The organism is Kitasatospora sp. NPDC056531 (assembly GCF_042794375.1).
Lineage (GTDB): Bacteria > Actinomycetota > Actinomycetes > Streptomycetales > Streptomycetaceae > Kitasatospora.
The window spans coordinates 1-21,603 of the sequence record NZ_JBHTTU010000023.1 but is presented as its reverse complement, the minus strand read 5'-3'; the positions used below and the strand labels follow the sequence as shown (position 1 = coordinate 21,603).

Sequence of the window (21,603 nt, the reverse complement as noted above, 5' to 3'; positions counted from 1 at the left end):
TTGATCCCTATCTCTTCGAGCAGATTTGACAGCTTGAAGACCCCCTAAGCATAGAGGACAGTTTGCGCCCTGGGTAGTCGTCTCACTACAGAGAGGAACTGGCGTTGAAGCTGCACCGAACCCCGTCAGTCCCGCACGTCCCCCGACTCCGCGAGGCCGGTCCGGCCGCCTCGCCCAACGGAGTTGAGGGAAACCCGAACCGCACCGAGCGCTTCCAGGTGGTGATCTACCTGGCCAAGACCAGTCCCGCCTTCCCCGAGTTGGAGATGCGCAGCTGCGAGGAGTACGCGCTCGCCTACGACTGGGAGGTGTCCCTGACCGTCCTGGACGACGAGATGGAGAAGCCCCCGGAGCAACGCCCCCTGCTCCTGGCCGCGTTGCAGACGATCAAGGACCGGAGCGCCGGAGCGATCCTGATCCCCTCCAAGGCGACCGTCTCCCCCATCGACGGCGAGTTTGACGAGTTCGCCGCCCAGGTCGAGAAGGCCGGCGGCTTCCTCCAGGTGGCCTGCCGATGAGCAGCCGATACGGGATCGTTCCCGCCGACGCCCACGACGGGACCTCGTACCCGGTCTGGGTCATCCGGGACCGCGAGACCGGCCGCCTGGTGAAGGCGCTGCCGCCCCGCCCCGAACCGCTGCGGTTCTACTCGTACGACCTGGCGGAGCGATGGGTGCACGCCAACGAGCAGCCCCACCCGGACCCGGCGGTCGCCTGATGGCCACCACCCTCTCCCGCAAGCGATACGAGATCCGGCTGATCAACTCCCGGAGCCCGCACTTCCTCCTGGTGGAGTGTTGGGGCCTGTGGGACCCGGACCAGCATCGGTACCTCCGCGTACGAGGCAGTTCGGACAGGATCAGACGCTTCTACACCCACGCCACCGCCGAGGCCTACCTCCGTTCCACGCCCGGCAGCCCCTTGTAGCCGGGCACACGGCAGCCACCGCGCGGCCCCGTCCTGCTCCGCAGGGCGGGGCCGCGCGACGGAGCAACCGATTCAGGCGGGCACCTCGGCGAGATGGCGGAGTCTGCAGGCGGAGACGCTTGAGGCTGAGGATGGCGTGAACGACGCTTCGGCCCCTACGTATATCAGGGTTTGGCTCCCATCGTGGTGACAGAGGCTATACGGTAGTTCGTGTGTTGACTGTGACTCAGGTCAAGCTGATGCCGTCGCCCGACGCGGCGGCAGCTCTTGCTGAAACCCTGTCCGTCTGCAACCAGGAGGCCAACCACGTCTCCGAGATGGCGCACCGCACGGGCGAGAAGTCCCGGAAGGCCTTGCAGGGTTGTGCCTACTTGAAGCTGAAAGCCGCTGGCCTGTCGGCCCAGCCTGCGCTGCACGTGATACGGAAGGTCGCTGACGCCTACAGCACCTTGGCTGCGAACATCCGGGCCGGTAACCTCGGCAAGCCCGGGACTCAGCGCCGGGCCAAGGCCGAGTCCAAGCCGATCGTCTTCCGTGAGGACGCCGCCCAGCCGTATGACGACCGGTGTCTTTCGTGGCAACTGGACGCGAAGACCGTCTCGATCTGGACCACAGCCGGGCGCCTGAAGGGTGCGAGGTTCGTCTGCTCACCGGACGCGCTACTAACCCTGCGCGATTACCGCAAAGGCGAGACCGACCTGGTGAGGCGCGACGGCGAGTTCTTCCTGATCGCCACCTGCGACATCCCCGAACCCGAGCTCTTCGAGCCGACCGGCTGGATCGGCGTGGACCTCGGCATCGCCAACATCGCCACCACCTCCACCGGCTACAAGGCAGCCGGGCGCGGCCTGAACCGGCACCGCAAACGCATGCAGGACCTGCGTGCCAAGCTCCAGAAGAAGGGCACCAAGTCCGCCAAGCGCGTGTTGAAGCGGATCTCCCGCAAAGAGTCCCGCCGTGCCAAGGACACCAACCACGTCATCTCCAAGCGCATCGTGACCGAGGCTGAACGCACCACGGCCGGGATCGGACTGGAAGACCTGTCCGGCATCCGGCAGCGGGCACGGCTCCGCAAGCCCCAACGGGTCGCGCTGCACTCCTGGGCCTTCGCTCAGCTCGGCTCTTTTGTGGCCTACAAGGCCAAGCGGGCAGGCGTCCCGATGGTGTACGTCGATCCGGCGTACACCAGCCAGGAATGCTCCGAGTGCCACCACATCGACAGGAGAAATCGGCCCGACCAGGCCACCTTCGCATGCCGGTCGTGCGGCGTCGTTGCGCACGCCGACCGGAACGCTTCCCGCAACATCGCCCACCGAGCGGCCGTTGCATGGGATGCGGGGCGGCAGTCATCCGCCCCTGTCGCCGGGTAGCGGCGGCTGGACGCGGGAGCCAACCTGGCAGCCAGTCAGGCGCTACCTGCAAGCTCGGCCGCTCACGGCCGAGAAGCTGACCAACCGCTCGATCGGAGCCCAGCACGAGGCCGATCCGGGCGGCCTTCTACGCCGCCTACCGCCGCTTCGCCGCGATCACCCTGCGCCCCGAGCTCCAGCTCACCTTCCGGCTGGACCCGAGCGACTGCCTCGTCTTCGACAACACCCGGCTGCTGCACGCCCGTACTGCCTTCGAGCAGGACGGCCGGCGCCACCTCCAGGGCTGCTACGCCGACCTCGACTCACTCGCCAGCACCCTCGCCGTACTGCACCGCCGCACCGCCGCCCTGGACAACATCGCCGAGCTGTTCGCGGGCGAGGGCGCCGGGGAGTACCTGGGTGAGGCGGTGACCATGGCCGAGCACATGCTGCAGGCCGCCGCCGCGGCCGAGGCCGCCGGGGCGCCGGACCACCTGGTCGCCGCCGCGCTGCTGCACGACATCGGTCACTTCCAAGGAGCCCTGCACGGACGTGACCTGATGCGCGGGCAGGACAACCGGCACAGCGACACCGGCGCCGAGTGGCTGGCGCAGTGGTTCGGCCCGGAGGTCACCGAGCCGGTCCGGCTGCACGTGGCCGCCAAGCGCTACCTGTGCGCGATCGAGCCGGGCTACCGCGAGCGGCTGTCCGAGGCGTCCGAGTACACGCTCAAGGTCCAAGGCGGTCCGATGGACGACGCCCAGGCCGCCGCCTTCGCCGAACTCCCGGGCGCCGCCGACGCGGTGGCCGTGCGCCGCTGGGACGAGCAGGCGAAGGAGCCCGGCGCGCAGGCGCCGGACTTCGAGCACTACCGCCCGCTGCTCGCCGCGCTCATGCGCTAGCGCCAGTACGCGGAGCACGCCCGGGAGCGGGGCCTCAGTCCATTTCCCGGGCGTGCCGCGAAAGCGCCGACGTGGCCAGCGAGTTGTGCACGCTGAAGGCCACCGTCCCGGGCAGGTAGCGGTCCTGGGACCACTCCACCGGCGTGCCGGTCGGGTCCGTCGTACGCCGCCGCTCGCGCAGCAGCGGGCCGCCCCGGCGGCAGCCGAGCAGCCGGGCGTCCTCCGCGTTGGCGGCGACGATGTCGATGGTGTGGTCGGCGTCGGTGAACAGGATGCCGTGCTCGCGCAGCACCTCGGTGTGCGAGACCACGTCCGGCGGCAGCTCGGCGACGATCTCGCCGACCCGCGGCGGGTAGATGGTGCGCTCGACCATCACCGGCGTGCCGGAGAGCGTGCGCAGCCGGACCGTCACGTACACCTCGGCGCCCGGCTCCAGGCGCAGTTGCTCGCGCTCGGCGGCGTCGGCCGGGCGGCGCACCAGGGAGTCCAGGATGCCGCCGGGCTCCTCGCCCATCGAGTACGCCCAATGGGTGAAGCTGAGCAGTTCGGAGAAGCTCTGCACCCTGGCGCCCCCGAGCACGACCCGGCGGGTGCCGCGGCGGGAGGTGACCAGCCCGTCCGAGCGCAGGACGGCGAGCGCCTGGCGGACGGTGCCGCGGGAGACCCCGTACTGCTCGGCCAGCGTGCCCTCGGCGGGCAGTCGGCCCGCCTCGCCGTACGCGCCGGTGGTGATGGCCTCGCGCAGATCGGCGGCCACCTTGCGGTACAGGGCGCCGGCAGCGCGCTCGGCGGGGCGCCCGGGCTCTACTGCCACGTCAGTCAATGTCCCTCCTGGGGCGGTGTCCTGCGCAGCCGTGCCGGCGCGGACAGCCCGACCATATCCCGCTGCGCATTCAGAGCATCGCACCGAACGGATCACGCTCCGATGGCCGGATTCCACCGTTCCCGCAGCCGACCCCGGTTCTGAGCCGTCCGTTCACCTTCCCGTCACCGGACTCCGGCGTACTTACCCCCGTCAGCGAAGTTGGCTAGTCAACTCGGACGGCTCCGAACTCACCTCGGAGGGCTCCGAACCGCCACTCGCCTGATCCCCCGATCAAGACACCCGCTTGCAGTTCCCCCTTCTCAGGAGACTGACCCGTGTCCGTGCACCGCGCCCGCACCGCCGCCTTCGCGGCCGTCCTGACCGCCGCCGCGCTGTCCCTCACTGCCTGCGGTTCCGCCGGCTCCTCCTCCGCGAAGTCCGGCGGCGACGCCGCGGGCGGCAAGAGCGCCAAGACCGCGACCTCCGTCGCCGACTTCGGCGGCATGGACGCCCTGGTCGCCGCCGCCAAGAAGGAGGGCAAGCTGCACGTCATCACGCTGCCGCGCGACTGGGCGAACTACGGCAAGCTGATGGACGGCTTCAAGGCGAAGTACGGCATCGAGATCGAGGACGAGAACCCGGACGGTTCCAGCCAGGACGAGATCAACGCGATCACCTCCCGCAAGGGCCAGGACCGCGCCCCCGACGTCGTCGACCTCGGCTCGGCGTTCGCGATCAGCGCCGGCAAGCAGGGCCTGCTGGCCCCCTACAAGGTGACCGACTTCGACAAGATCCCGGCCACCATGAAGGACGCCAACGGCCTGAGCTACAACGACTACGGCGGCTACATGTCGATCGGCTGCGACGCCAAGAAGGTGTCCGTCTGCCCGAAGACCTTCGCCGACCTGCTCAAGCCCGACTACAAGGGCATGGTCGCCCTGAACGGCAACCCGACCAAGGCCGGTGCCGCCTTCGGCGCCGTCTACGCGGCCGCGCTCGCCAACGGCGGCTCGCTGGACAACATCCAGCCCGGCATCGACTTCTTCGGCAAGGTCAAGCAGGCCGGCAACTTCAACCCGGTCGAGGTCACCCCGGCGACCATCGAGAAGGGCGAGACCCCGATCAGCATCGACTGGTCGTACCTGAACGCCGGCTACAGCGACAAGTTCAAGGACAAGGGCATCGACTGGCAGGTGGCCATCCCCTCGGACGGCTCCTACGCCCAGTACTACAACCAGGCGATCAACAAGGACGCCCCGCACCCGGCCGCCGCGCGCCTGTGGGAGGAGTACCTCTACAGCGCCGAGGGCCAGAACGGCTTCCTCGGCGGCTACGCCACCCCTGCCCTGTTCGACTCGATGAAGGCCGCCGGCACCCTGGACGCCACCGCCTCCGCCAAGCTGCCGGCCGTCGAGAAGCCCTTCACCACCTTCCCCACCCAGGACCAGACGGACGCGGCCAAGAAGGTCGTGACCGAGAACTGGGCCAAGGCGATCGCGGGCTGACCTGAGATGACCACGGCTCCCACCCCGGTGCCGGCCACCGCCTCCGCCGCCCACAGCGGCGGGGGCGCCACCGCCGGCCCCGCCACCCCCACCCCGGCCCCGGCCACCGCCGCCACCGCGGCGACCGCGGCGACCGCGGCGACCGCGGCGACCGCCAAGGCCCCCCGCCCGGCCAAGCGCCGGGCCGGCGGCAGCCGCGCCTGGCTCGCCGCCCTCCCCCTGCTGCTCTTCTTCGTGATCGGCTTCGGCCTGCCGGCCGTCGCGATCGCCATCGGCGCGTTCACCACCTCCTCGGACGCGCCCGACGGCGGCGGCACCTTCACCATGGACAACCTCACCGGTTCCCTCCAGGGTGCGTACTGGACCGCCCTGTGGGGCAGCGTGAAGCTCTCGCTGCTGACCGCGCTGATCGCCACCGTGGTCGGCCTGCCGCTGGCCCAGGCCGTGGCGACCTCCCGCTTCCGGGCCTTCCGCGAGGCCGTGATGTCCGCCTCCGGCGTGCTCGCCAACTTCGGCGGCGTCCCGCTGGCCTTCATGTTCGTCGCCACCCTCGGCAACGCCGGTGAGGTCACCAAGAAGTTCGGCCTGACCAAGCACGGCTGGAACCTCTACACCTTCTCCGGCCTGTCGGTGGTCTACCTCTACTTCCTGGTCCCGCTGATGGTCATCACCATCACCCCGGCCCTGGAGGGCCTCAAGGCCCAGTGGCGCGAGGCCGCGTACAACAACGGCGCCACCGCGGTGCAGTACTGGCGGCACGTCGCACTGCCCGTCCTGCTGCCCTCGCTGCTCGGCGGCTTCGTGCTGCTGTTCGGCGCCTCCTTCGCCGCGTACGCCACCGCCGAGGCCATGGTGGGCAGTTCGGTGCCGCTGATCTCGATGCAGATCGGCGACGCGCTGTCCGGCAACGTCCTGGTCGGCCAGGGCAACCTCGCCCTCGCCCTCGGCCTCGACATGATCGTGGTCGCCTGCCTGGTGATGGCCCTGTACCTGCCCCTTCAGCGCCGGAGTGCCAAGTGGCTCGCCTGATCAATCGCATCCGTTTCGGCCGCGGCCTGGTCCTGCTGATCTGCGGGATCTACTTCGCGGTGCCGATGGCCGCCTCGCTGTGGTTCAGCATCGACGACAACAAGGGCGGCACCACCTTCCGCGCCTACACCGAGCTGCTGAACGCCCCCGGCTTCACCGACAGCCTGGTGCTCAGCCTCGAACTGGCCGCCGTCACCGTCGCGGTGCTGCTGCTCCTGCTCGTCCCGGCGGTGCTCGCCGCCCGGCTCGGCGCGCCGAAGCTGGGCCCGGTGATCGAGGTGATGTGCTCGATGCCGCTGGTCGTCCCGGTCGTCGCGCTCACCACCGGCATCATCGGCGTGCTGCGCTGGGGCCCGGACTACCTGCAGGACACCCCGCTCTTCCAGACCATCGTGGCCATCCAGGACCCGAAGTTCCCGATCGTCCTGGTCATCGCGTACGTGCTGATGGCACTGCCGTTCGCCTACCGGGCGATCGACGCCGGCCTGCGCGGCGTGGACGTGGTCACCCTGGTCGAGGCCGCCCGCAACTGCGGGGCCGGCTGGCTGCGCGCGGTGTTCACCGTCGTCCTGCCCAACCTGCGCAGCTCGCTGCTGAACGCCGCCGTGCTCACCGTCGCCCTGGTGCTCGGCGAGTTCACCACCGCCTCGATCCTCGGCTTCGCCCCCTTCTCGGTGTGGATCAACTCCAACGGCAAGAGCGACGGCCAGATGTCCGTCGCGGTCTCGATGCTCAGCCTGCTGATCGTCTGGCTCGTCCTGCTGCTGATGTCCGCCGTCGGCCGCGGCCGCAAGACCGCCCGGTCCTGAACCACCCCCCGCTTTCCAGGAGTCACCGTCATGACCACGGCCACCGCCCCCGTCACCGGCGTCGCGCTCGCCCCGGGCAGCGCCACCGTCGAGTTCCGCTCGCTGCGCCGCTCCTTCGGCGCCACCACCGCGCTCGACGGCCTCGACCTGACCGTCCACCCCGGCGAGCTGGTCGCCCTGCTCGGCCCGTCCGGCTGCGGCAAGACCACCGCACTGCGAATCCTGGCCGGCTTCGAGCAGCACGACTCGGGCGAGGTCCTGGTCGACGGCCAGGACATCACCTCGATCCCGGCGCACAAGCGCGACGCGGGCATGGTGTTCCAGTCGTACAGCCTCTTCCCGCACCTGACCGCGCTGGACAACATCGCCTTCGGGCTGCGGATGCGCGGCACCGGCAAGGCCGAACGCCGCAAGCGCGCCGAGGAGTTGCTGGAGCTGGTCGGCCTGCCGCACCGCGCCGGGCACTACCCGCACCAGATGTCCGGCGGCCAGCAGCAGCGCATCGCGCTGGCCCGCGCGCTCGCCCTGCAGCCGCGCGTGCTGCTGCTGGACGAGCCGCTGTCCGCGCTGGACGCCAAGGTCCGCCTCCAGCTGCGCGAGGAGATCCGGCGCCTGCAGCAGGAGTTGGGCATCACCACCCTGTTCGTCACCCACGACCAGGAGGAGGCGCTGTCGATGGCCGACCGGGTCGCGGTGCTGCGAGCCGGCAAGCTGGAGCAGTGCGCCACCCCGTCCGAGCTGTACGGCCGACCGGCCACCGCCTTCGTCGCCGAGTTCGTCGGCACCATGAGCCGCATCCCGTGCACCCGCGCCTCGGACGGCGTCGAGGTGCTCGGCCGCCGGCACGCGGTGGACGGCGCGATCCCGGCGGACGGCGACCTTCAGGTACTGGTCCGCCCGGAGAACGTCACCCTCACCCCGTCCGAGAACGGCCCGGCCCTGGTGATCACCGCGTCCTTCCTGGGCGCCGTCACCCGGCTCACCGTCCGCCTGGACGACGGCACCGAGGTCAAGGCCGACCTGCCCACCGAGGCCGCCGCCGCCCTGCCGGCCGGCTCGCGCGCCGACCTCACGCTGCCGGAGCGCCCGGTGCTGGTGGACCGCCGTACCGCCTGAGCTCCCCGCTGCGGGAGAATCCCCTGCGAAGGGTCCCGCCGCCGAGGGTCTTCCACCGCCCCTGCACCGTCCGAAGAAGCACCGAAGGTACCGCCATGCCTGAAACCGCCATGCCTGAAACCGTGTCCGCACTCCCCTCCGCCGTCCTCTTCGACATGGACGGCACCCTGGTCGACACCGAGCAACTGTGGTGGCAGGCCGCCGCCGAGCTCGCCGAGGAGCTGAACCGCCCGCTCACCGACCAGGACGCCCCCGAGGTGCTCGGCCAGGCCGTCGAGCACACCGCCGCCCACCTCCACAAGGTCAGCGGCACCACCCTCGGCGAGGCCGAACTCGCCGCCCGGCTGGGCGAGTCCTTCGCCGCCAAGGTCGCCGCCGAGACGGTGCCGCGCCCCGGCGCGCTCGCCCTGCTGGCCGCGCTGCGCGAGGCCCGGGTGCCCACCGCGCTGGTCTCCGCCTCCCCGCGCCGGGTGGTCGACCTGGTGCTCTCGGCGATCGGCCGCGACTGGTTCGAGGTCACCCTGGCCGCCGAGGACACCGCCCGCACCAAGCCCGCGCCCGACCCGTACCTGGCCGCCGCCGAGCGGCTGGGCCTGGACCCGGCCGCCTGCGTCGCCGTCGAGGACACCCCGACCGGGGTCGCCTCCGCCACCGCGGCCGGCTGCGTCGTGCTCGCCGTGCCGTCCACCGCCGTCCCGATGCCGGCCGGCGACCGGATCACCCTGCTGACCAGCCTGGAGCAGGTCGACCTCGCGCTGCTCGGGAAGCTCTGCGCCGCGCCGGCGGTTTGACAGCGACATGTCCTACCTCCTGCTCGCCCTCGCCATCATCAGCGAGGTCTGCGCCACCAGCTGCCTCAAACTCACCGAGGGGTTCACCCGCCTCTGGCCCAGCATCGGGGTCGGGATCGGCTACGCGCTCTCCTTCTTCCTGCTCGGCCGCGCCCTCAAGCACATACCGGTCTCGGTCGCGTACGCGGTCTGGTCGGGCGCCGGGACGGCGGCGGTCGCCGGGATCGGTGTGGTCGCCTTCGGGGAGTCGCTGGGCCGGCTGCAGTGGCTGGGGCTCGCGCTGGTGATCGTCGGGGTGGTCGTGCTCAACCTCAAGGGCAGTCACTGACTGGTCGTCACATCGCGTACCACCGGGCCGGGGGGGGAAGTCGAACGCGCAGACTTCCCACCCCGGCCCGTTCGCTACCGCAAAGCGCGGCTTCTCGCACCGCTGACGTCAAGACCACGCCACCTCCGCGTAAGGATCCCGCGCGCGTACGGGCGGAAACCGCCACAACGGATCGCCCACACACCAAGCGGCGCTATGCTCGGCCGGTCCGACAACCGACGCATCGGGGGAGAAAATGGCCGATTTCACGGTCAGTCCCGAGTTCCTGGCCAAGCTCGCCAAGGACCTGAAGGGCTGTGGCGACGAACTCGACCAGGGGCTGAAGGCGCTCAAGGAGGCGAGCCGCGACGGACTCGGCTTCGACTTCCTGGAGGACGCCGGCAAGCACTTCCAGGAGAAGTGGGAGTACGGCCTCAAGAAGGTCCGCGAGTGCGTCAAGGTCCTCGACGACGGCCTGGACAAGGTCGCACAGTCCTACGACGGCACCGAGAAGAGCATCACCAAGGCCCTCACCCCGGCGGCGGGGCAGTCGTGACCGACCCCAAGCCCGACTGGTCCGGCCTCGGCTTCAATCCGGCCCCCGGCAACCCCGCCGCCGTGGCCGGCCTCAGCGGCAGCCTGCGCCGGGTCTCCCAGCACCTGACCGGCGTCCACACCACGCTCACCCAGATCTCCGACAACCAGGGCCAGTGGACCGGCGAGGCCGCCAAGTCCTTCGCCGCCCAGTTCGGCAAGCTCCCCGGCTACCTCCAGGACGCCGCCGACTCCATCACCGCCGCCTACCAGGCCCTCGACACCTGGTACCAGACGCTCAACGAACACCAGCCCAAGGCCGCCGAGTTGGCCCGCGCCGCGATCGCCGCCAAACAGGGCAAGGAACAGGCCGAACAGGCCCACCGCACCGCGGCCGCCGCCCCCGACCTCGAACTGGCGGGCAAGAGCTTCCCCGACGACGCCTCCCTCGCCGCCGCCGAACAGCGCTACACCGCCGCCAAGAAGCACCTCGACGAGGCCACCAGGCTGGTCAACAGCGCCACTTCGACCCTCACCGGCCTGCAGAGCCAGGCCCACGAGCTCGCCGAAGGCCACAAGTCCGACGCCCGCAAGACCGCCACCGCCATCCGCAAGGCCGCCGACAGCAAGGCCCCGCCGGAGCCGGGCTGGCTCAGCAAGGTCGGCAGCTGGCTGAAGAACCACGGCGCCGACCTGCTGACGGTGGCCTCTGCGGCCTGCGGTATCGCGGCGATCTTCTTCCCGGCCTTCGCCCTGCCCGCGATCCTGCTGAGCGTCGCGGCGGCGGGTTGGCACGGGGGCAAGTTCATCGCCGACGGAAAGCTGTTTCCTCCGAAGGACAACATCGGAAACTGGCTGACTCTGGGCGGTGACATCCTCGGTGCGATCCCCGGTGTGGGTGCCGCCAAGGCCGGCTGGACCGCAGCCCGGGAGGCGAACGCCGCCGGTGCGGGCCTGCGTGGGGCGATGAGCGCCGGAACGACCGAGGTCCGGGTGGCCGCCCGAGCCGCCGACCCGGCCAATCCGATCTTCACCAAGACGATCGAGAAGAAGGCCGTCGAGTACGGGGTCTCCAAGGAGACCGCGATGAACATCTCCGACGGCGTCCAGGCCGCCACCACCGCCGGGCTCACCGCTCCGACCGCATACGCCCTCACCAAGGACAACCCGAGCAACGACCTCAACAGCGCGGTCAACTACACCACCGGCGCCAACAACCTCATCGGCTCGGGCGGCCTCGCGGCCGGCGGTGGCAAGGCCAACATGATCGTCGGCACCGTGTCCACCGTCGGCAACCTGCTCATGACGGGCGGATGGGTGGCCGGCTATGGCCGTTGAGACCTCTGAGATCACGGTCCCCCCGTTCTGGCTGTCCCTGCCTGCGGGCTTCACCTCCCTCGACCTGGACGAGGACCCCGGCCACCGGATGGAACGCACGGCGGAGATCCTGGACACCGTCTTTCCGACTGCTCGCCCCGAGCAGAAGCTCAGCGTCATGATCTCCGCCGAGACCGCCCTGCAGGCCCAGCTGCGCGAGGGCGCCGTCCACGTCTCCAGCTGCCTGGTCCGGGCCGAGGACGGCGAGCCGATCCACGGAATGTTCGCGGTCTTCGTCCGCCCTCAGGAACTCGGGCCGCGCGGCAGCTACCCCGACCGCGTCGCCGAGGAGTTGGCCGAGGCCTGGCCGGACGCCGACGTCGGCGTGGTGGACCTGCCCCTCGGCCGGGCCGCCCTCGCCGCACGGGAGTTGACCGTCCCGGTCCCGGGCGCGGTGTGGGGCGTGCCCGAGTCCACCGTCAGTACGGTGCGCCAGCTCGAACTACTGGTCCCGCACCCGTGGAGCCCGCACGTGGTCGCCGCGGTCTTCACCACGGAGGACATCGACTACTGGCCCGAGTGGCTGCCGCTGCTCGCCGAGGCGTTCCGCGGTATCTCCTTCCACCCGCCCCGGGACGAGAGCCTCGACAACCTGCCGCCCGAGCAGTGGGACAACATCCGAAAGGCCTTCGGATGACCGCCGCCACAGCTCCCAGGACCGAGCCCAGCCGCGGCTCGATCCCACTGACGATCGCCCTCGCGCTCGCCGCGCCATTGTCGATCGTCGGCATCGCCGCCGCCTACGGCTCGTACGGCTGGCCGGCCGGCCTGGGCGTCCTGTCACTCGGCACCGCCGTCCTGTCGGCGGGCCTCGGCCGCCTGGCCGGCGGGACGCGCGGCTGCGTCGCGGCCTTGGTCACCCCGCTCGCGCTCCTCGTCGCGGCTGCAGCGGCGGGCAACGTCCGCGACGACGTGGTCCTGAGCGCCGGCCCCACGGTGACCGCCCGGGTCGTCGACGTGGAGCGCACCCCCGGCAATCGCGGCCCCTCGTGGGACTACCGCCTGGTGACCGACGACGGTGTCCCCGTCCCCGGCGGCCGCCTCAACCAGCACAACCAGGACCTGCGGATCGGCAGCCAGGTCACCGTCCGCATCGATCCCGACGGCACCGCCCGCCCCAAGCGCCCCGAGCAGATCGACCTCGGCAACGACCTCTTCTGGGCTGCCGCGGCCCTGCTCGCCTCCTCGGCGGCGGTGCTCTACGTCGCTCTCTCCGCCCGGCCGGCCGGGCCCTTCCGGCACCGCCTCGCCGCCCGCTCACGCACCGGCCGCGAGCAGCTGGCCCGCCTCGGCCCCGTCCGTACCGGACTCGCCTGGAGTGCGGTCTCCACGCCCTGGCTGCTGTGCAGCCTGCTCGCCCGTCACTACGTCGGCGGCCCGCTGACCACCGGACTGTTCTCGCTGTACGCGCTCGCCATCACGGTCTGCTACGGCTGGCTCGTCACTGACAAGGCGTCCGCCAAACCAGGCGCCACCATTCTGGTCGCCGGATGTGCCTGGTTCGGTCTCGCCCTGCTCCTCTAGATTCAACCAAGAGAACCCCCAGACCTCGCAAAGTGACCATCGTCACGCGAACCGTCCACAACCCCGGCCCTCTGACCAGGCATCTCACCCCTCGCTGCTAATGACGCGACAAAAGTACGGGGGATGACGCCATGGCAGATGACGCAGCGAAGGCCGGCGGGCCGGAGTTCAAGATCGCGCCGGGAGACCTGAAGGACGCCGCGCCGACCTTCGAGACCCAGAGCAAGGCACTCAAGGACGCACTCGACAAGCTCAAGAAGAGCCTCACCGAGGACGGGGCCCCCTGGGGCAGCGACAAGCAGGGCAACGAGTTCGCGGCGGCCTACAACACCCCGCACGACCACGTGCTCTCCGCGCTCGATGTCCTAGTCAAGGGCCTGAACAGCATCAACGAGGGGCTGCACGCCCACGCCGACAACCACACCGGTGCCGACAACCAGGCCAAGAAAAACATGACGATATGAGCGGCGACCGCTCCCGGGCGGGAGCAACACGTGGGTGAATCCACAGCCGCGAAGGCCGTCCAGAAGCTCACCGGCATGTGGTGGCCGGACGCCGACCCGGACAAGCTGCGCAAGGTCGCGGACGCGTGGGAGGCGATGGCCACCGCCATCGACAACGTCACCGTCCCCACCAACCAGGCCGCGGCCGCGATCGTCGCGAACAACCACGGCCCGGCCATCGACGCCTTCGGGAAGTTCTGGGGCCAGTACTACGGCGGCAAGGACAGCGCGGGCAAGGGCAAGGGCTGGCTGCCGGACGCCGCCGAGGCCTGCCGCAGCCTGGCCAAGGCGCTGCGGGACTTCGCCACCGAGGTCGACAAGGCGATCAAGAAACTGGAGGAGGAAGCCACGATCGTCGGCGCCACCCTCGTCGCCGGCACCGCCCTCGCCTTCTTCACAGCCGGGCTCTCCGAGGCCGCCGCCGGGGGCGCCGCGGCCGCCATCGTCGCCACCGCCGCGGGCCTGGGCGTGACCGTCTCCGAGACGATCGCCACCATCGCCGCCACCGTGCTGGTCGGCGCCGCGTTCGGCGCCGTCGAGGCCATCACCGTCGACCTCGCCGTCGCCCAGCCGATCCGGGTCGAGTTCTTCGACGACGGCGGCTACAGCTTCAAGGAGGCCGTCGACTCCGCCGAGACCGGCGGCATCATGGGCGGCGCCAGCGGCGGTTTCGGCGCGGGCGCCCGCGCCGTCTCCACCGCGGCCGGCGGCGCCGAGGGCGCCTCGGTCGCCCTGGCCGGCCTGGCCAAGGTCGCGGGCGCCGCCGACTCCATGCCCGGCCGCATGATCACCGGCGCCGGCCTCAGCTACGGCTACGACGCGGCCTTCCAGACCGGCCCGGTCATGCCGCTGGACCTCATCCTCGGCGCCGTCGGCGGCGCCGCCGCGCCGGGGGGAGGGTCAAGCCGCCGTCCGAGCCGGACACCGGAGAGCCCGGAATACTTGCCAAGGACCGGAGGGTCGGACTATGTCGATCCGCCCGAATCCGAATTGACCCGACAGATTTACGAGAAGATTCGCCAGACCACCGGCGACACGGAACGAATCTCCGCGAATACGGGCTACGATTTGGATGTCCTCAATAGAATCAAGGCTCATATTTTCGAAAACGTCCACGAGGATGTGCCGGTACCACCGGACGGAAGGCCGGCAACCGGTCGGTTTGCGCCCATGGACCACATCGCCGACATGTGGGTCAAAGCAGAAGCAGGCACGCTCACAAAGGCAGAATCCACCAAATTCTTCCGGTGGGCCTGCCATGAAGGCGTCGAGAGTATACTGATGGAGCCTCCTCATAATCTTCCGTATCGGGGAGGTTACTGGGAGGACGGCTACCACGTAATGTCCCCGGACAATTGGGGCGCACACGAGGCGGCGCCGAACGAACACCGCGAGGACCAGTTCATCGCCTGGCGTGGGCTGGGCCTCGAAAGGCCCAATTTCCCGATAGCCGGCGATCTGACCAACCTTGACGAAATTGCAGCCTTGATCATCGCGCAGAGGAAGAAACCGTGACCAGTACGCGCGCCCTAGCCGACCGACTGACGAACGTCGACTGGGACCCTGCGGAGACGGACCCCCGGCTACGCATCTCGCTCATGAAGGAATTCCTCCGGCGTTCGGCGCTGTGGGCCCACCAGCTCGGTTCGGACAGGTGGCCCTTCTTCGACGTGGCGGCCCTGATCGACCCGTCCGTTCGCGCCGACCCCGACCTGGTCGAACAGGTCTCGAAGAGCTGCGAACTACAAAGCACGGCCGTTCAGCAGAGCTGCGTGGGAGCCTTGCACTTCGCCGCCCTCCAGGAATCCGGCAGGCCCACACCCCAACTGCCGGACCCGTACGAGCCCATCGTCTCCCTGTTCGAGAACGGTGGCGGCTTCACTCTTGACGGCACCGGAATGATCGACATCGATATCACCGTGAGCATGAGCCGAGGCAACCTGGCGGACTGGCTGCAGCGCGCGGCACCAACCTCGTGACGCAAACGCATGGACGCCGCCTCACTGATGCGCTGATGAAGCGCCTGGCCGCCATCGACTGGTCCCACCCGGCGGGCCACAACGCGCATGCGGCCTCCCGGTCCCGGCTGATGGTCGAGTACCTCCGCCGGGCCTCGCTCTGGGCGGAGGTACTGGGCGGTCCACCGCGATGGCCCTACTTCGACATCGCAGGGGCCCTGGCCCCGGAAGTTCGAGTAGACCCCGAGCTGGCCGAACGGCTTGAGAAGTACATCGAGGAGAACGTCGACGGCGTCTCGGCCGGGTTCGTCTGCCGCGCGGCCGTGCGATGGACGACCCTGCGGGACACACCTGGGGTGCGGCTTCCGGACCTTCCGGACCCGTTCGAGCCCCTTATCCTCCTGTACGAGCGAGGCGGAGAGATCCTCTACGACGATAGCCGGGCCTTCAACTTCGGCATCCACCGGATACAGATCAAGCTCTGGCACGAGCACCTCTCCCCGGAGCCCGCGACCGCCCTCGACCCGGCCTCCCTGGAAGCCCTGGACAACGAGGAAGCACGCTGAGACGTTGGGCGGGTCCGGCCGAGCCGGAGCCGCCCACGCCGAACTAACCCAGCTCGCCGGCCTTGATGCCCGCGACGAGGCTCCGCCAGGCCTGAGTGGTGAACCGGAGGCTCGGGCCGCTCTTGTCCTGGCCGCCCCTCGCCCCCGCCGAAGTCGTCGAGGTGCGGGGCGACTTGGTCACCCTCTCCTACCAGGGCGTCCTCCGCCTGCGCCGCCTGCGCGAGATCGCCCCCTGGATCGGCGGTGACGGCAATCGATGAGCACGTCGACCCCCAGCAGCCCCCGCCCGGGCGACGTACTCCACGACCGCAGAACCGGACGCACCGGCATCCTCATGGACGTCATCGGCGGCCGCTACTACCTCCGCCCTCTGCGCGGCGGCATCGAGTGGACCACCCGCCCCGAGTACACCGGCCCACCGACCTCGCCCTCCTCGGCGCCGTCCTCGCTATCCCCACGAGTGCCGGCCTCGCCGAACTCGCCGTCCACCCCTTCCGCCGGGACCACCCCGGCGCGGCGAACCTCGTCTTCCTCCTGATCGTCGGCGCCGGCACCGTTCTCCTGACGCGCGCCGCCTGCGCGGCCGCCCGGCGCCGCCGATGACCAGGAAGTCGGCCAGCCCGACTTCCGCCACCACATGCCGCAGAGGTACGGGCGTATCCTTCATCCCCGTCGTACAGAGATACGGGGGATGACATGGCGAGAACGCGAACAGCGCACAGCAGGGTTACGCCCTCCCCTTTCTCGAGAGCGAGTAACTCCCCTTCCCGCCCGGCTGAGGAGCCTCGGGAGCACGACCTGGACGGCTTCATGCGGGTGTACCTCAACGTCGAAATGGCCAACCCGTACTACCTGCCCAGGATCCGGCGCACGATTCGCAGCTTCCGTTCGTACGACGCCGAGCGGGAGGGCTTCGAGCGGATGCTCGCCGAGCGGAGAATGACGCGCGGCGAGTTCTGCTTGAACACCTGGATCGACTTCGAAACCGACGAGGAGATGTACGACTACCTCGCGAAGGTCCACGCCTACCTCTTCCTCGACGCCGAGGAAGTCCCGATCCCACCCGATTAAGGATTCGTCGTTCGCGGGCGGCTCCGGCCCGGCCGGAGCCGCCCGGCGCCACATCACCGCATACGGAACCCGTCAGGACCCCGTACGGGTCCCGTCAAGGCCGAACAGCCGCACACGAACCCCTCGTTACCGTCTCCCCGATACAGCGATCAGCGACACGGGGGTGTTCCATGGCCGACTTCACCGTCAGCCCGGAGTTCCTCGCCAAGCTCTGTCAGGACCTCAAGGGCTGCGGCGACGAACTCGACCAGGGATTGCAGGCGTTGAAGGGGGCGAGCCGCGACGGGCTCGGGTACGACTTCCTTGAGGACGCCGGCAAGCACTTCCAGGAGAAGTGGGAGTTCGGTCTCGGCAAGGTCCGGGAGTCCGTCAAGGTGCTGGTCGAGGGCCTGGAGAAGGTGCAGCGGGAGTACGACGGCACCGAGCAGAGCATCATCAAGGCCCTGACCCCGCAGAGCGCCTGATGGCCGACCAGAAACCGATCTGGGACGGCCTCGGCTTCAACCCGGCGCCGGGCGACCAGACCGCCGTGACCAATCTGAGCGCCACCCTGCGCCGGGTCGCCGGGCACCTGGGGAGCATCCACACGACCCTGTCGCAGATCTCCGACCACCAGGGGCAGTGGACCGGCACGGCCGCCGACAAGTTCGCCGAGAACTTCGGCAAGCTCCCCGACTATCTACGGGACGCCTCCGACTCCATCACCACCGCCTACGGCGCGCTCGACACCTGGTACAAGGCGCTCACCGAACACCAGCCCAAGGCCGCCGAGTTGGAGCGCCAGGCGGTCGCCGCCCGGCAGCACGAGACCGAGGCCGACCAGGCGCACACGGCCGCCGCCGCCAACCCCGACCTCAAGCTGGCCGGTCAGAGCTTCCCCGACGACGCCTCCCTCGCCGCCGCCACGACCCGCTACAACGCGGCGAAGAAGCACCTCGACGAAGCGGCCGCCACCGTGCGCAGCGCCACGGAGGACCTGCAGCACCTCCAGAGCCAGGGCGCCACCCTGCAGACCACCCACAGCGGCGACGCCCACAAGGCGGCGGACGCCATCCGCAAGGCCGCCGACAGCAAGGCCCCGCCGGAGCCCGGCTGGCTGGACAAGGTCGGCGACTGGTTCAAGAACCACGGCGCCGACCTACTGACGGTGGCGGCGAGCATCGCCGGCGTCGCGGCGATCTTCTTCCCGGCCCTCGCCCTGGCCGCCGTCGCCCTGAGCCTCGCCGCAGCGGGAGCGCACGCCGCGCAGTACGGGGCGAAAGGGCTTTGGCCGCCGTCCTGGGACAAGGTCGGCAACTACCTGACCCTGTCCGGGGACATCCTCGGCGCCGTCCCGCTGCTGGGAGCAGCGGGCAAGGGCGGGCTCACCGCCATGAAGGTGGGCTTCAAGACGGGTGCCTCCGCAGGCGCGAAGGCAGGGGCCCGCGAAGTGGCCAGCGGGGCCAGCAAGGTCAAGTACCTCGACCCGCAAAACCCGCTCTTCCGGGTCACGGTCGAGAAGCCGGCCCTCAAGTTCGGGGTTCCCCTGGAGAAGGCCCAGAACCTCTCCGACGGGGTCCAGGCCGCCACCTCGCTCACCCTGACCACACCGACCGCCATCGCCCTGGCGCACGACAACCCGAGCGACGACCTCAACAGCGCGGTGAACAACACCACCGGCGCCGCCAACGTCATGGGCGGCGCCGGCATGGCCTGGGGCGGCAGTACGCCGGCCAAGGTCGTCGGCGGCGTCCTCGCGGTGGGCAACGCCTTCGGGCTGTACGGATGGGCAACGGGCAATGGCCACTGACACGCCCTCGCTCTGGCTCTCCCTTCCGGACGGTTTCACCTCCGTCGACCTGACCGAGGACCTCGGCGATCGGATGGAGCGGATGGCCGACGGCCTGGACGCTGTCTTCGCCGACGCCACTCCCGAGCAGAAGCTCAGCCTCGTCGTCGCCGCCGAGGCCGCGCTCCAGGCCCAGTTGCGCGAGGGTGCCGTCCACCTCTCCGCCTGCGTGGCGCGAGCGTCGGACGGCGAACCGGTCCTCGGCATGTTCACCATCTTCGTCCGGCCTGAGGAGCTCGGTCCCCCGGGCAGCTACCCCCAGCGGGTCGCCGAACAACTCGCCGCCGCCTGGCCGGAGGCCGATGTCGGCGTGCTCGAACTGCCGCTCGGGCGCACGGCGGTGGCCGTCCGCGACGTACCGGTACCGGTACCCGGGGCGATCTATGGGGTGCCGGAGTCGACCGTCACTACCGTGCGACAAACGGAGTTCCTGATCCCGCACCCGTGGAGCCCCCACGTGGTCGCGGCCGTCTTCACCACCGAGCAGGTCGAGTACTGGGAAGAATGGCTGTCGGCGGTCGCCGCCGCCGTCAACGGGATCTCCTTCTACCCGCCCCGCGACGCGGCACTGGACGACCTGCCGCCCGAGCAGTGGGACAAGATCCGGAAGGCCTTCGGTTGACGATCACCCAGTCCGACGAGGGCACGCGCGACGAGACCCGCCGCCTCCGTCGCGCGCTCATCCTCATCGCCGTTCTGACCTGCCTGTTCGTCGGCGTCGTCCTCGCCGGCGTGTACGTGGGCGGCCTCCTCGCCTTCGGCGTGGGGATCGTGTACCTCGCGGTGATCGGCGTCGGTATCGCGAGCTTGCGCGAGCTCTCGTCCAAGGATCTGGGCGCCGTGGTGGGCATGGTGATCCTGATCCTTCTCATGGCCGGCGGGACGGGCATCATCGCCGCCCACAACCTGATCCTGGGCTCGGGCAGGAACGTGGCCACCTCCGTCATGTTCGAGCGAGTCGAGAAGTCGCTCAGGGACGGGGAGAAGTGGACGTACACCCTCTTCCCGAAGCACCCGGACGAAGCTGTTCCCGGCGGGAATCTCGAGCTGGACTCCCATCGGTTCAAGCCCGGCGACACCGTCATCGTCCGAGTGGACCCGGCCGGCCGGGTCGCGCCCAAGCTCCCCGGTGAGGCCGACTCCCCGGCAGCGCTGTGGGGGACCATCGGCCTCAACGCGGTGCTCGATGGCATCGTGCTCTGGGCGGCTCGCGAGCCCCGGCCGACCCGCCCGCCCGGGCCGACCCGCCGGCGGCTCACCGAGCGCCGCAAGCGCGCCTGGGAGCGGTTCAGGCGTCTCACCGGGTGGCCGTTCGCCTTGGCCGCGTGCGTGCTCTCGGCGGCGTGGCTGGGCCTGTTCCAGCTCGCCCGGTTCGACCCCACCCTGACGATCATGACCGGGGTCGCCTACTTCTTCGTGATGTCGGGGTTCTTCGGCATGTTCGACGACGACAAGGCGCGGGTCGCGTTCCGCAGCCGGGCCGTCCTCTGGACCGTCCTCGCCACCGTCGCCGTCGGCGGCTACCTCTGCGCAACCACCTGACACCCGCCCCGAAGGCCGTCACGATCCCGGCGTAGCGTCTCTGATCAGCTAAGCGATCCTGTGTGATCCACGGGTTGCGGGATCGGTTCGGATCGTTTCCCATCTGGGTGGGGTGGCGTGGGCGTGCAGGTGGAAGCCCGCACCCAACGCCGCCCCTCTCGGTCTGTGCCGGACGGTGGGTGTGCTGATCGTTGTCACGTCCTGGTGCCGGTGGGCTGCGCGGGGCAGCCGCCGGTCCGTTGAAACGTGTCCCTCCGGACGCTGGCCGGCCGGACCCTGGGGTCGGGCCGGGGAGGGTGCCCTGCGTCGCCGGGGCGCGGGGCGTGGTGAACGCTTCCGGGTCGGGCCGGTCTTCGACCGGTCTTCCTTCCCGGTGGTCTGGGTGATGACCGCCTTGGTCTCCAAGGCATCCACGATCGTACGGATGGCCATGGCGGCGGTGGCGCGGTCGGTGACGGTCTTGGTCTGGTGGGCGAGGCCGCGTGTGGCGATCCTGCGCCATGCTCCCTGGTCGCGGTCGCCCTGCCAGGCGCACTGCGGGTCGGGGCAGAGCGCCCACTTCCATCCCGGCGCGGTGGGACGATCGGGGGCTTTGCGGTGCCGCAGCGGCGTCAGGCAGCAGGGGCAGTGCCTGCTGGTGTTGCGCGACGGGACGCTCACCACGGCAATCCCGGCCTCGGCGGCGAGATGTCGCATCCGGTCGGCGATCTGTCCCCGAACCTGCTGGGACAGACGCGTGTTACGCGTGCGGCCCATGCCCCTGGCCTCCATCGACCGTAGGTCTTCCAGGTAGATGACGGTGGCTGTTGCGGCGATGGCCTGGTCCACGGCCCAGCGGGCAGCCGACCAGGCGAGGGCGTCATTGAGGTTCGAGCGGCGATCGGAAATCCGACGGATCTCCTCGGTCAGGGTCGCGTGCTTGCCGGTGAGTGTGTGCTGGTCGTCGCCGTTGATGATCCGGGTGTACTGGTCGTTCTTGGCGTGCAGCTTCTCGCCGTGGCGGCGCAGCCGGTGCTGCTTGGCGGTCACTCCGGCGGCGCAGTACTGCGCTCCCGTGCCGAGGGCGGTGATCTTCCCGTCGTCATGGAGCCGGGCCGCCCCGGCGGACAGGAGTGTGTTCAGGCCCCAGTCCACGCCGAGTGCCACGGTGTGGCCGGTGC

28 protein-coding genes and 1 pseudogene are annotated in these 21,603 nt (G+C 70.1%); 27 read left to right on the top strand and 2 right to left on the bottom strand.

From position 1 onward, the window contains the following. Positions 1 to 104: 104 nt before the first annotated feature. The 6 genes and pseudogenes from ACFQ87_RS20670 (at position 105) to ACFQ87_RS20645 (ending at position 3,178) form a co-directional block, all read left to right on the top strand. Entirely contained in the window at positions 105 to 518 is a 414-nt protein-coding gene (locus tag ACFQ87_RS20670; protein WP_380612230.1) for a hypothetical protein, read from the top strand. Next, positions 515 to 718, top strand: coding sequence for a hypothetical protein (locus ACFQ87_RS20665; protein WP_380612229.1), 204 nt, complete (start codon positions 515 to 517; stop codon positions 716 to 718). Before ACFQ87_RS20670 ends, ACFQ87_RS20665 begins: the two co-directional genes overlap by 4 nt. Beyond that, on the top strand, positions 718 to 927 hold the full coding sequence (locus ACFQ87_RS20660) for a hypothetical protein (RefSeq protein WP_380612228.1): 210 nt from the start codon (positions 718 to 720) through the stop codon (positions 925 to 927). The genes ACFQ87_RS20665 and ACFQ87_RS20660 overlap by 1 nt, the downstream gene beginning before the upstream one ends. 239 nt (positions 928 to 1,166) lie before the next feature. Continuing rightward, positions 1,167 to 2,297, top strand: coding sequence for an RNA-guided endonuclease InsQ/TnpB family protein (locus ACFQ87_RS20655; RefSeq protein WP_380612308.1), 1,131 nt, complete (start codon positions 1,167 to 1,169; stop codon positions 2,295 to 2,297). A 110-nt stretch (positions 2,298 to 2,407) separates the two neighbouring features. After that, positions 2,408 to 2,575: pseudogene (locus tag ACFQ87_RS20650) on the top strand (TauD/TfdA family dioxygenase); the annotation flags it as partial. A gap of 48 nt (positions 2,576 to 2,623) precedes the next feature. Then, on the top strand, positions 2,624 to 3,178 hold the full coding sequence (locus ACFQ87_RS20645) for a phosphonate degradation HD-domain oxygenase (protein WP_380612307.1): 555 nt from the start codon (positions 2,624 to 2,626) through the stop codon (positions 3,176 to 3,178). A 34-nt stretch (positions 3,179 to 3,212) separates the two neighbouring features. Here the strand turns inward: ACFQ87_RS20645 and ACFQ87_RS20640 are convergent, their stop codons facing one another. Continuing rightward, positions 3,213 to 3,992, bottom strand: a complete 780-nt coding sequence (locus tag ACFQ87_RS20640; RefSeq protein WP_380612227.1) for a GntR family transcriptional regulator — start codon at positions 3,990 to 3,992, stop codon at positions 3,213 to 3,215. A gap of 326 nt (positions 3,993 to 4,318) precedes the next feature. On the opposite strand from ACFQ87_RS20640, the gene ACFQ87_RS20635 reads away from it, so the two are divergent. From ACFQ87_RS20635 to ACFQ87_RS20535, 21 genes are all read left to right on the top strand, one after another. Next, entirely contained in the window at positions 4,319 to 5,488 is a 1,170-nt protein-coding gene (locus ACFQ87_RS20635; protein ID WP_380612226.1) for an ABC transporter substrate-binding protein, read from the top strand. Between the two features lie 6 nt (positions 5,489 to 5,494). Further along, the gene (locus ACFQ87_RS20630) at positions 5,495 to 6,517 is read left to right on the top strand and encodes an ABC transporter permease (protein WP_380612225.1); all 1,023 of its coding nucleotides are present in this window, start codon (positions 5,495 to 5,497) and stop codon (positions 6,515 to 6,517) included. Further along, positions 6,517 to 7,326, top strand: coding sequence for an ABC transporter permease (locus ACFQ87_RS20625; protein WP_380612306.1), 810 nt, complete (start codon positions 6,517 to 6,519; stop codon positions 7,324 to 7,326). The genes ACFQ87_RS20630 and ACFQ87_RS20625 overlap by 1 nt, the downstream gene beginning before the upstream one ends. Positions 7,327 to 7,356: 30 nt before the next feature. Then, on the top strand, positions 7,357 to 8,442 hold the full coding sequence (locus ACFQ87_RS20620) for an ABC transporter ATP-binding protein (RefSeq protein WP_380612224.1): 1,086 nt from the start codon (positions 7,357 to 7,359) through the stop codon (positions 8,440 to 8,442). Between the two features lie 95 nt (positions 8,443 to 8,537). Then, complete coding sequence (locus ACFQ87_RS20615) at positions 8,538 to 9,233, top strand: HAD family hydrolase (protein WP_380612223.1); 696 nt, start codon at positions 8,538 to 8,540, stop codon at positions 9,231 to 9,233. A 7-nt stretch (positions 9,234 to 9,240) separates the two neighbouring features. Beyond that, on the top strand, positions 9,241 to 9,561 hold the full coding sequence (locus ACFQ87_RS20610) for a multidrug efflux SMR transporter (protein ID WP_355672618.1): 321 nt from the start codon (positions 9,241 to 9,243) through the stop codon (positions 9,559 to 9,561). 235 nt (positions 9,562 to 9,796) lie between these two features. Beyond that, positions 9,797 to 10,096, top strand: coding sequence for a hypothetical protein (locus tag ACFQ87_RS20605; protein ID WP_380612222.1), 300 nt, complete (start codon positions 9,797 to 9,799; stop codon positions 10,094 to 10,096). Then, positions 10,093 to 11,412, top strand: a complete 1,320-nt coding sequence (locus ACFQ87_RS20600; RefSeq protein WP_380612221.1) for a WXG100 family type VII secretion target — start codon at positions 10,093 to 10,095, stop codon at positions 11,410 to 11,412. The genes ACFQ87_RS20605 and ACFQ87_RS20600 overlap by 4 nt, the downstream gene beginning before the upstream one ends. After that, on the top strand, positions 11,402 to 12,088 hold the full coding sequence (locus ACFQ87_RS20595; RefSeq protein ID WP_380612220.1) for a hypothetical protein: 687 nt from the start codon (positions 11,402 to 11,404) through the stop codon (positions 12,086 to 12,088). The genes ACFQ87_RS20600 and ACFQ87_RS20595 overlap by 11 nt, the downstream gene beginning before the upstream one ends. Further along, positions 12,085 to 12,975, top strand: coding sequence for a hypothetical protein (locus tag ACFQ87_RS20590; RefSeq protein WP_380612219.1), 891 nt, complete (start codon positions 12,085 to 12,087; stop codon positions 12,973 to 12,975). Before ACFQ87_RS20595 ends, ACFQ87_RS20590 begins: the two co-directional genes overlap by 4 nt. Positions 12,976 to 13,106: 131 nt before the next feature. Continuing rightward, positions 13,107 to 13,439 (top strand): WXG100 family type VII secretion target, encoded by a 333-nt coding sequence (locus tag ACFQ87_RS20585; RefSeq protein ID WP_380612218.1) that lies wholly within the window; start codon positions 13,107 to 13,109, stop codon positions 13,437 to 13,439. A gap of 30 nt (positions 13,440 to 13,469) precedes the next feature. Next, entirely contained in the window at positions 13,470 to 14,993 is a 1,524-nt protein-coding gene (locus ACFQ87_RS20580) for a hypothetical protein (protein WP_380612217.1), read from the top strand. Beyond that, positions 14,990 to 15,457, top strand: coding sequence for a hypothetical protein (locus ACFQ87_RS20575; RefSeq protein ID WP_380612216.1), 468 nt, complete (start codon positions 14,990 to 14,992; stop codon positions 15,455 to 15,457). Before ACFQ87_RS20580 ends, ACFQ87_RS20575 begins: the two co-directional genes overlap by 4 nt. Positions 15,458 to 15,492: 35 nt before the next feature. Continuing rightward, positions 15,493 to 16,002, top strand: a complete 510-nt coding sequence (locus ACFQ87_RS20570) for a hypothetical protein (protein WP_380612215.1) — start codon at positions 15,493 to 15,495, stop codon at positions 16,000 to 16,002. 122 nt (positions 16,003 to 16,124) lie between these two features. After that, positions 16,125 to 16,262 carry a hypothetical protein gene (locus tag ACFQ87_RS20565; protein WP_380612214.1) on the top strand — a complete coding sequence of 46 codons (138 nt, stop codon included), beginning with the start codon at positions 16,125 to 16,127 and terminating at the stop codon, positions 16,260 to 16,262. Between the two features lie 127 nt (positions 16,263 to 16,389). Next, positions 16,390 to 16,605 (top strand): hypothetical protein, encoded by a 216-nt coding sequence (locus ACFQ87_RS20560; RefSeq protein WP_380612213.1) that lies wholly within the window; start codon positions 16,390 to 16,392, stop codon positions 16,603 to 16,605. Between the two features lie 207 nt (positions 16,606 to 16,812). Continuing rightward, complete coding sequence (locus ACFQ87_RS20555; protein ID WP_380612211.1) at positions 16,813 to 17,073, top strand: hypothetical protein; 261 nt, start codon at positions 16,813 to 16,815, stop codon at positions 17,071 to 17,073. Positions 17,074 to 17,243: 170 nt separating this feature from the next. Then, positions 17,244 to 17,537, top strand: a complete 294-nt coding sequence (locus ACFQ87_RS20550; RefSeq protein ID WP_380612210.1) for a hypothetical protein — start codon at positions 17,244 to 17,246, stop codon at positions 17,535 to 17,537. After that, a complete protein-coding gene (locus ACFQ87_RS20545) occupies positions 17,537 to 18,862 on the top strand; it encodes a putative T7SS-secreted protein (RefSeq protein WP_380612209.1) in 1,326 nt (441 codons plus the stop codon). The genes ACFQ87_RS20550 and ACFQ87_RS20545 overlap by 1 nt, the downstream gene beginning before the upstream one ends. Further along, positions 18,852 to 19,523 carry a hypothetical protein gene (locus ACFQ87_RS20540; protein ID WP_380612208.1) on the top strand — a complete coding sequence of 224 codons (672 nt, stop codon included), beginning with the start codon at positions 18,852 to 18,854 and terminating at the stop codon, positions 19,521 to 19,523. The genes ACFQ87_RS20545 and ACFQ87_RS20540 overlap by 11 nt, the downstream gene beginning before the upstream one ends. Beyond that, entirely contained in the window at positions 19,520 to 20,443 is a 924-nt protein-coding gene (locus ACFQ87_RS20535; RefSeq protein ID WP_380612207.1) for a hypothetical protein, read from the top strand. Before ACFQ87_RS20540 ends, ACFQ87_RS20535 begins: the two co-directional genes overlap by 4 nt. Before the next feature lie 48 nt (positions 20,444 to 20,491). Here ACFQ87_RS20535 and ACFQ87_RS20530 read toward each other — a convergent pair. Continuing rightward, the coding region (locus ACFQ87_RS20530; protein WP_380612206.1) for a zinc ribbon domain-containing protein at positions 20,492 to 21,603 on the bottom strand (1,112 nt) is incomplete at its 5' end.

Coding starts and splice junctions, on each gene's coding strand:
- ACFQ87_RS20595 (WP_380612220.1), top strand. CDS start 11,402: ATGGCCGTTGAGACCTCTGAGATCACGGTCCCCCCGTTCTGGCTGTCC.
- ACFQ87_RS20665 (WP_380612229.1), top strand. CDS start 515: ATGAGCAGCCGATACGGGATCGTTCCCGCCGACGCCCACGACGGGACC.
- ACFQ87_RS20550 (WP_380612210.1), top strand. CDS start 17,244: ATGGCCGACTTCACCGTCAGCCCGGAGTTCCTCGCCAAGCTCTGTCAG.
- ACFQ87_RS20570 (WP_380612215.1), top strand. CDS start 15,493: ATGAAGCGCCTGGCCGCCATCGACTGGTCCCACCCGGCGGGCCACAAC.
- ACFQ87_RS20590 (WP_380612219.1), top strand. CDS start 12,085: ATGACCGCCGCCACAGCTCCCAGGACCGAGCCCAGCCGCGGCTCGATC.
- ACFQ87_RS20655 (WP_380612308.1), top strand. CDS start 1,167: ATGCCGTCGCCCGACGCGGCGGCAGCTCTTGCTGAAACCCTGTCCGTC.
- ACFQ87_RS20605 (WP_380612222.1), top strand. CDS start 9,797: ATGGCCGATTTCACGGTCAGTCCCGAGTTCCTGGCCAAGCTCGCCAAG.
- ACFQ87_RS20615 (WP_380612223.1), top strand. CDS start 8,538: ATGCCTGAAACCGCCATGCCTGAAACCGTGTCCGCACTCCCCTCCGCC.
- ACFQ87_RS20630 (WP_380612225.1), top strand. CDS start 5,495: ATGACCACGGCTCCCACCCCGGTGCCGGCCACCGCCTCCGCCGCCCAC.
- ACFQ87_RS20545 (WP_380612209.1), top strand. CDS start 17,537: ATGGCCGACCAGAAACCGATCTGGGACGGCCTCGGCTTCAACCCGGCG.
- ACFQ87_RS20620 (WP_380612224.1), top strand. CDS start 7,357: ATGACCACGGCCACCGCCCCCGTCACCGGCGTCGCGCTCGCCCCGGGC.
- ACFQ87_RS20610 (WP_355672618.1), top strand. CDS start 9,241: ATGTCCTACCTCCTGCTCGCCCTCGCCATCATCAGCGAGGTCTGCGCC.
- ACFQ87_RS20660 (WP_380612228.1), top strand. CDS start 718: ATGGCCACCACCCTCTCCCGCAAGCGATACGAGATCCGGCTGATCAAC.
- ACFQ87_RS20555 (WP_380612211.1), top strand. CDS start 16,813: ATGCGGGTGTACCTCAACGTCGAAATGGCCAACCCGTACTACCTGCCC.
- ACFQ87_RS20585 (WP_380612218.1), top strand. CDS start 13,107: ATGGCAGATGACGCAGCGAAGGCCGGCGGGCCGGAGTTCAAGATCGCG.
- ACFQ87_RS20540 (WP_380612208.1), top strand. CDS start 18,852: ATGGCCACTGACACGCCCTCGCTCTGGCTCTCCCTTCCGGACGGTTTC.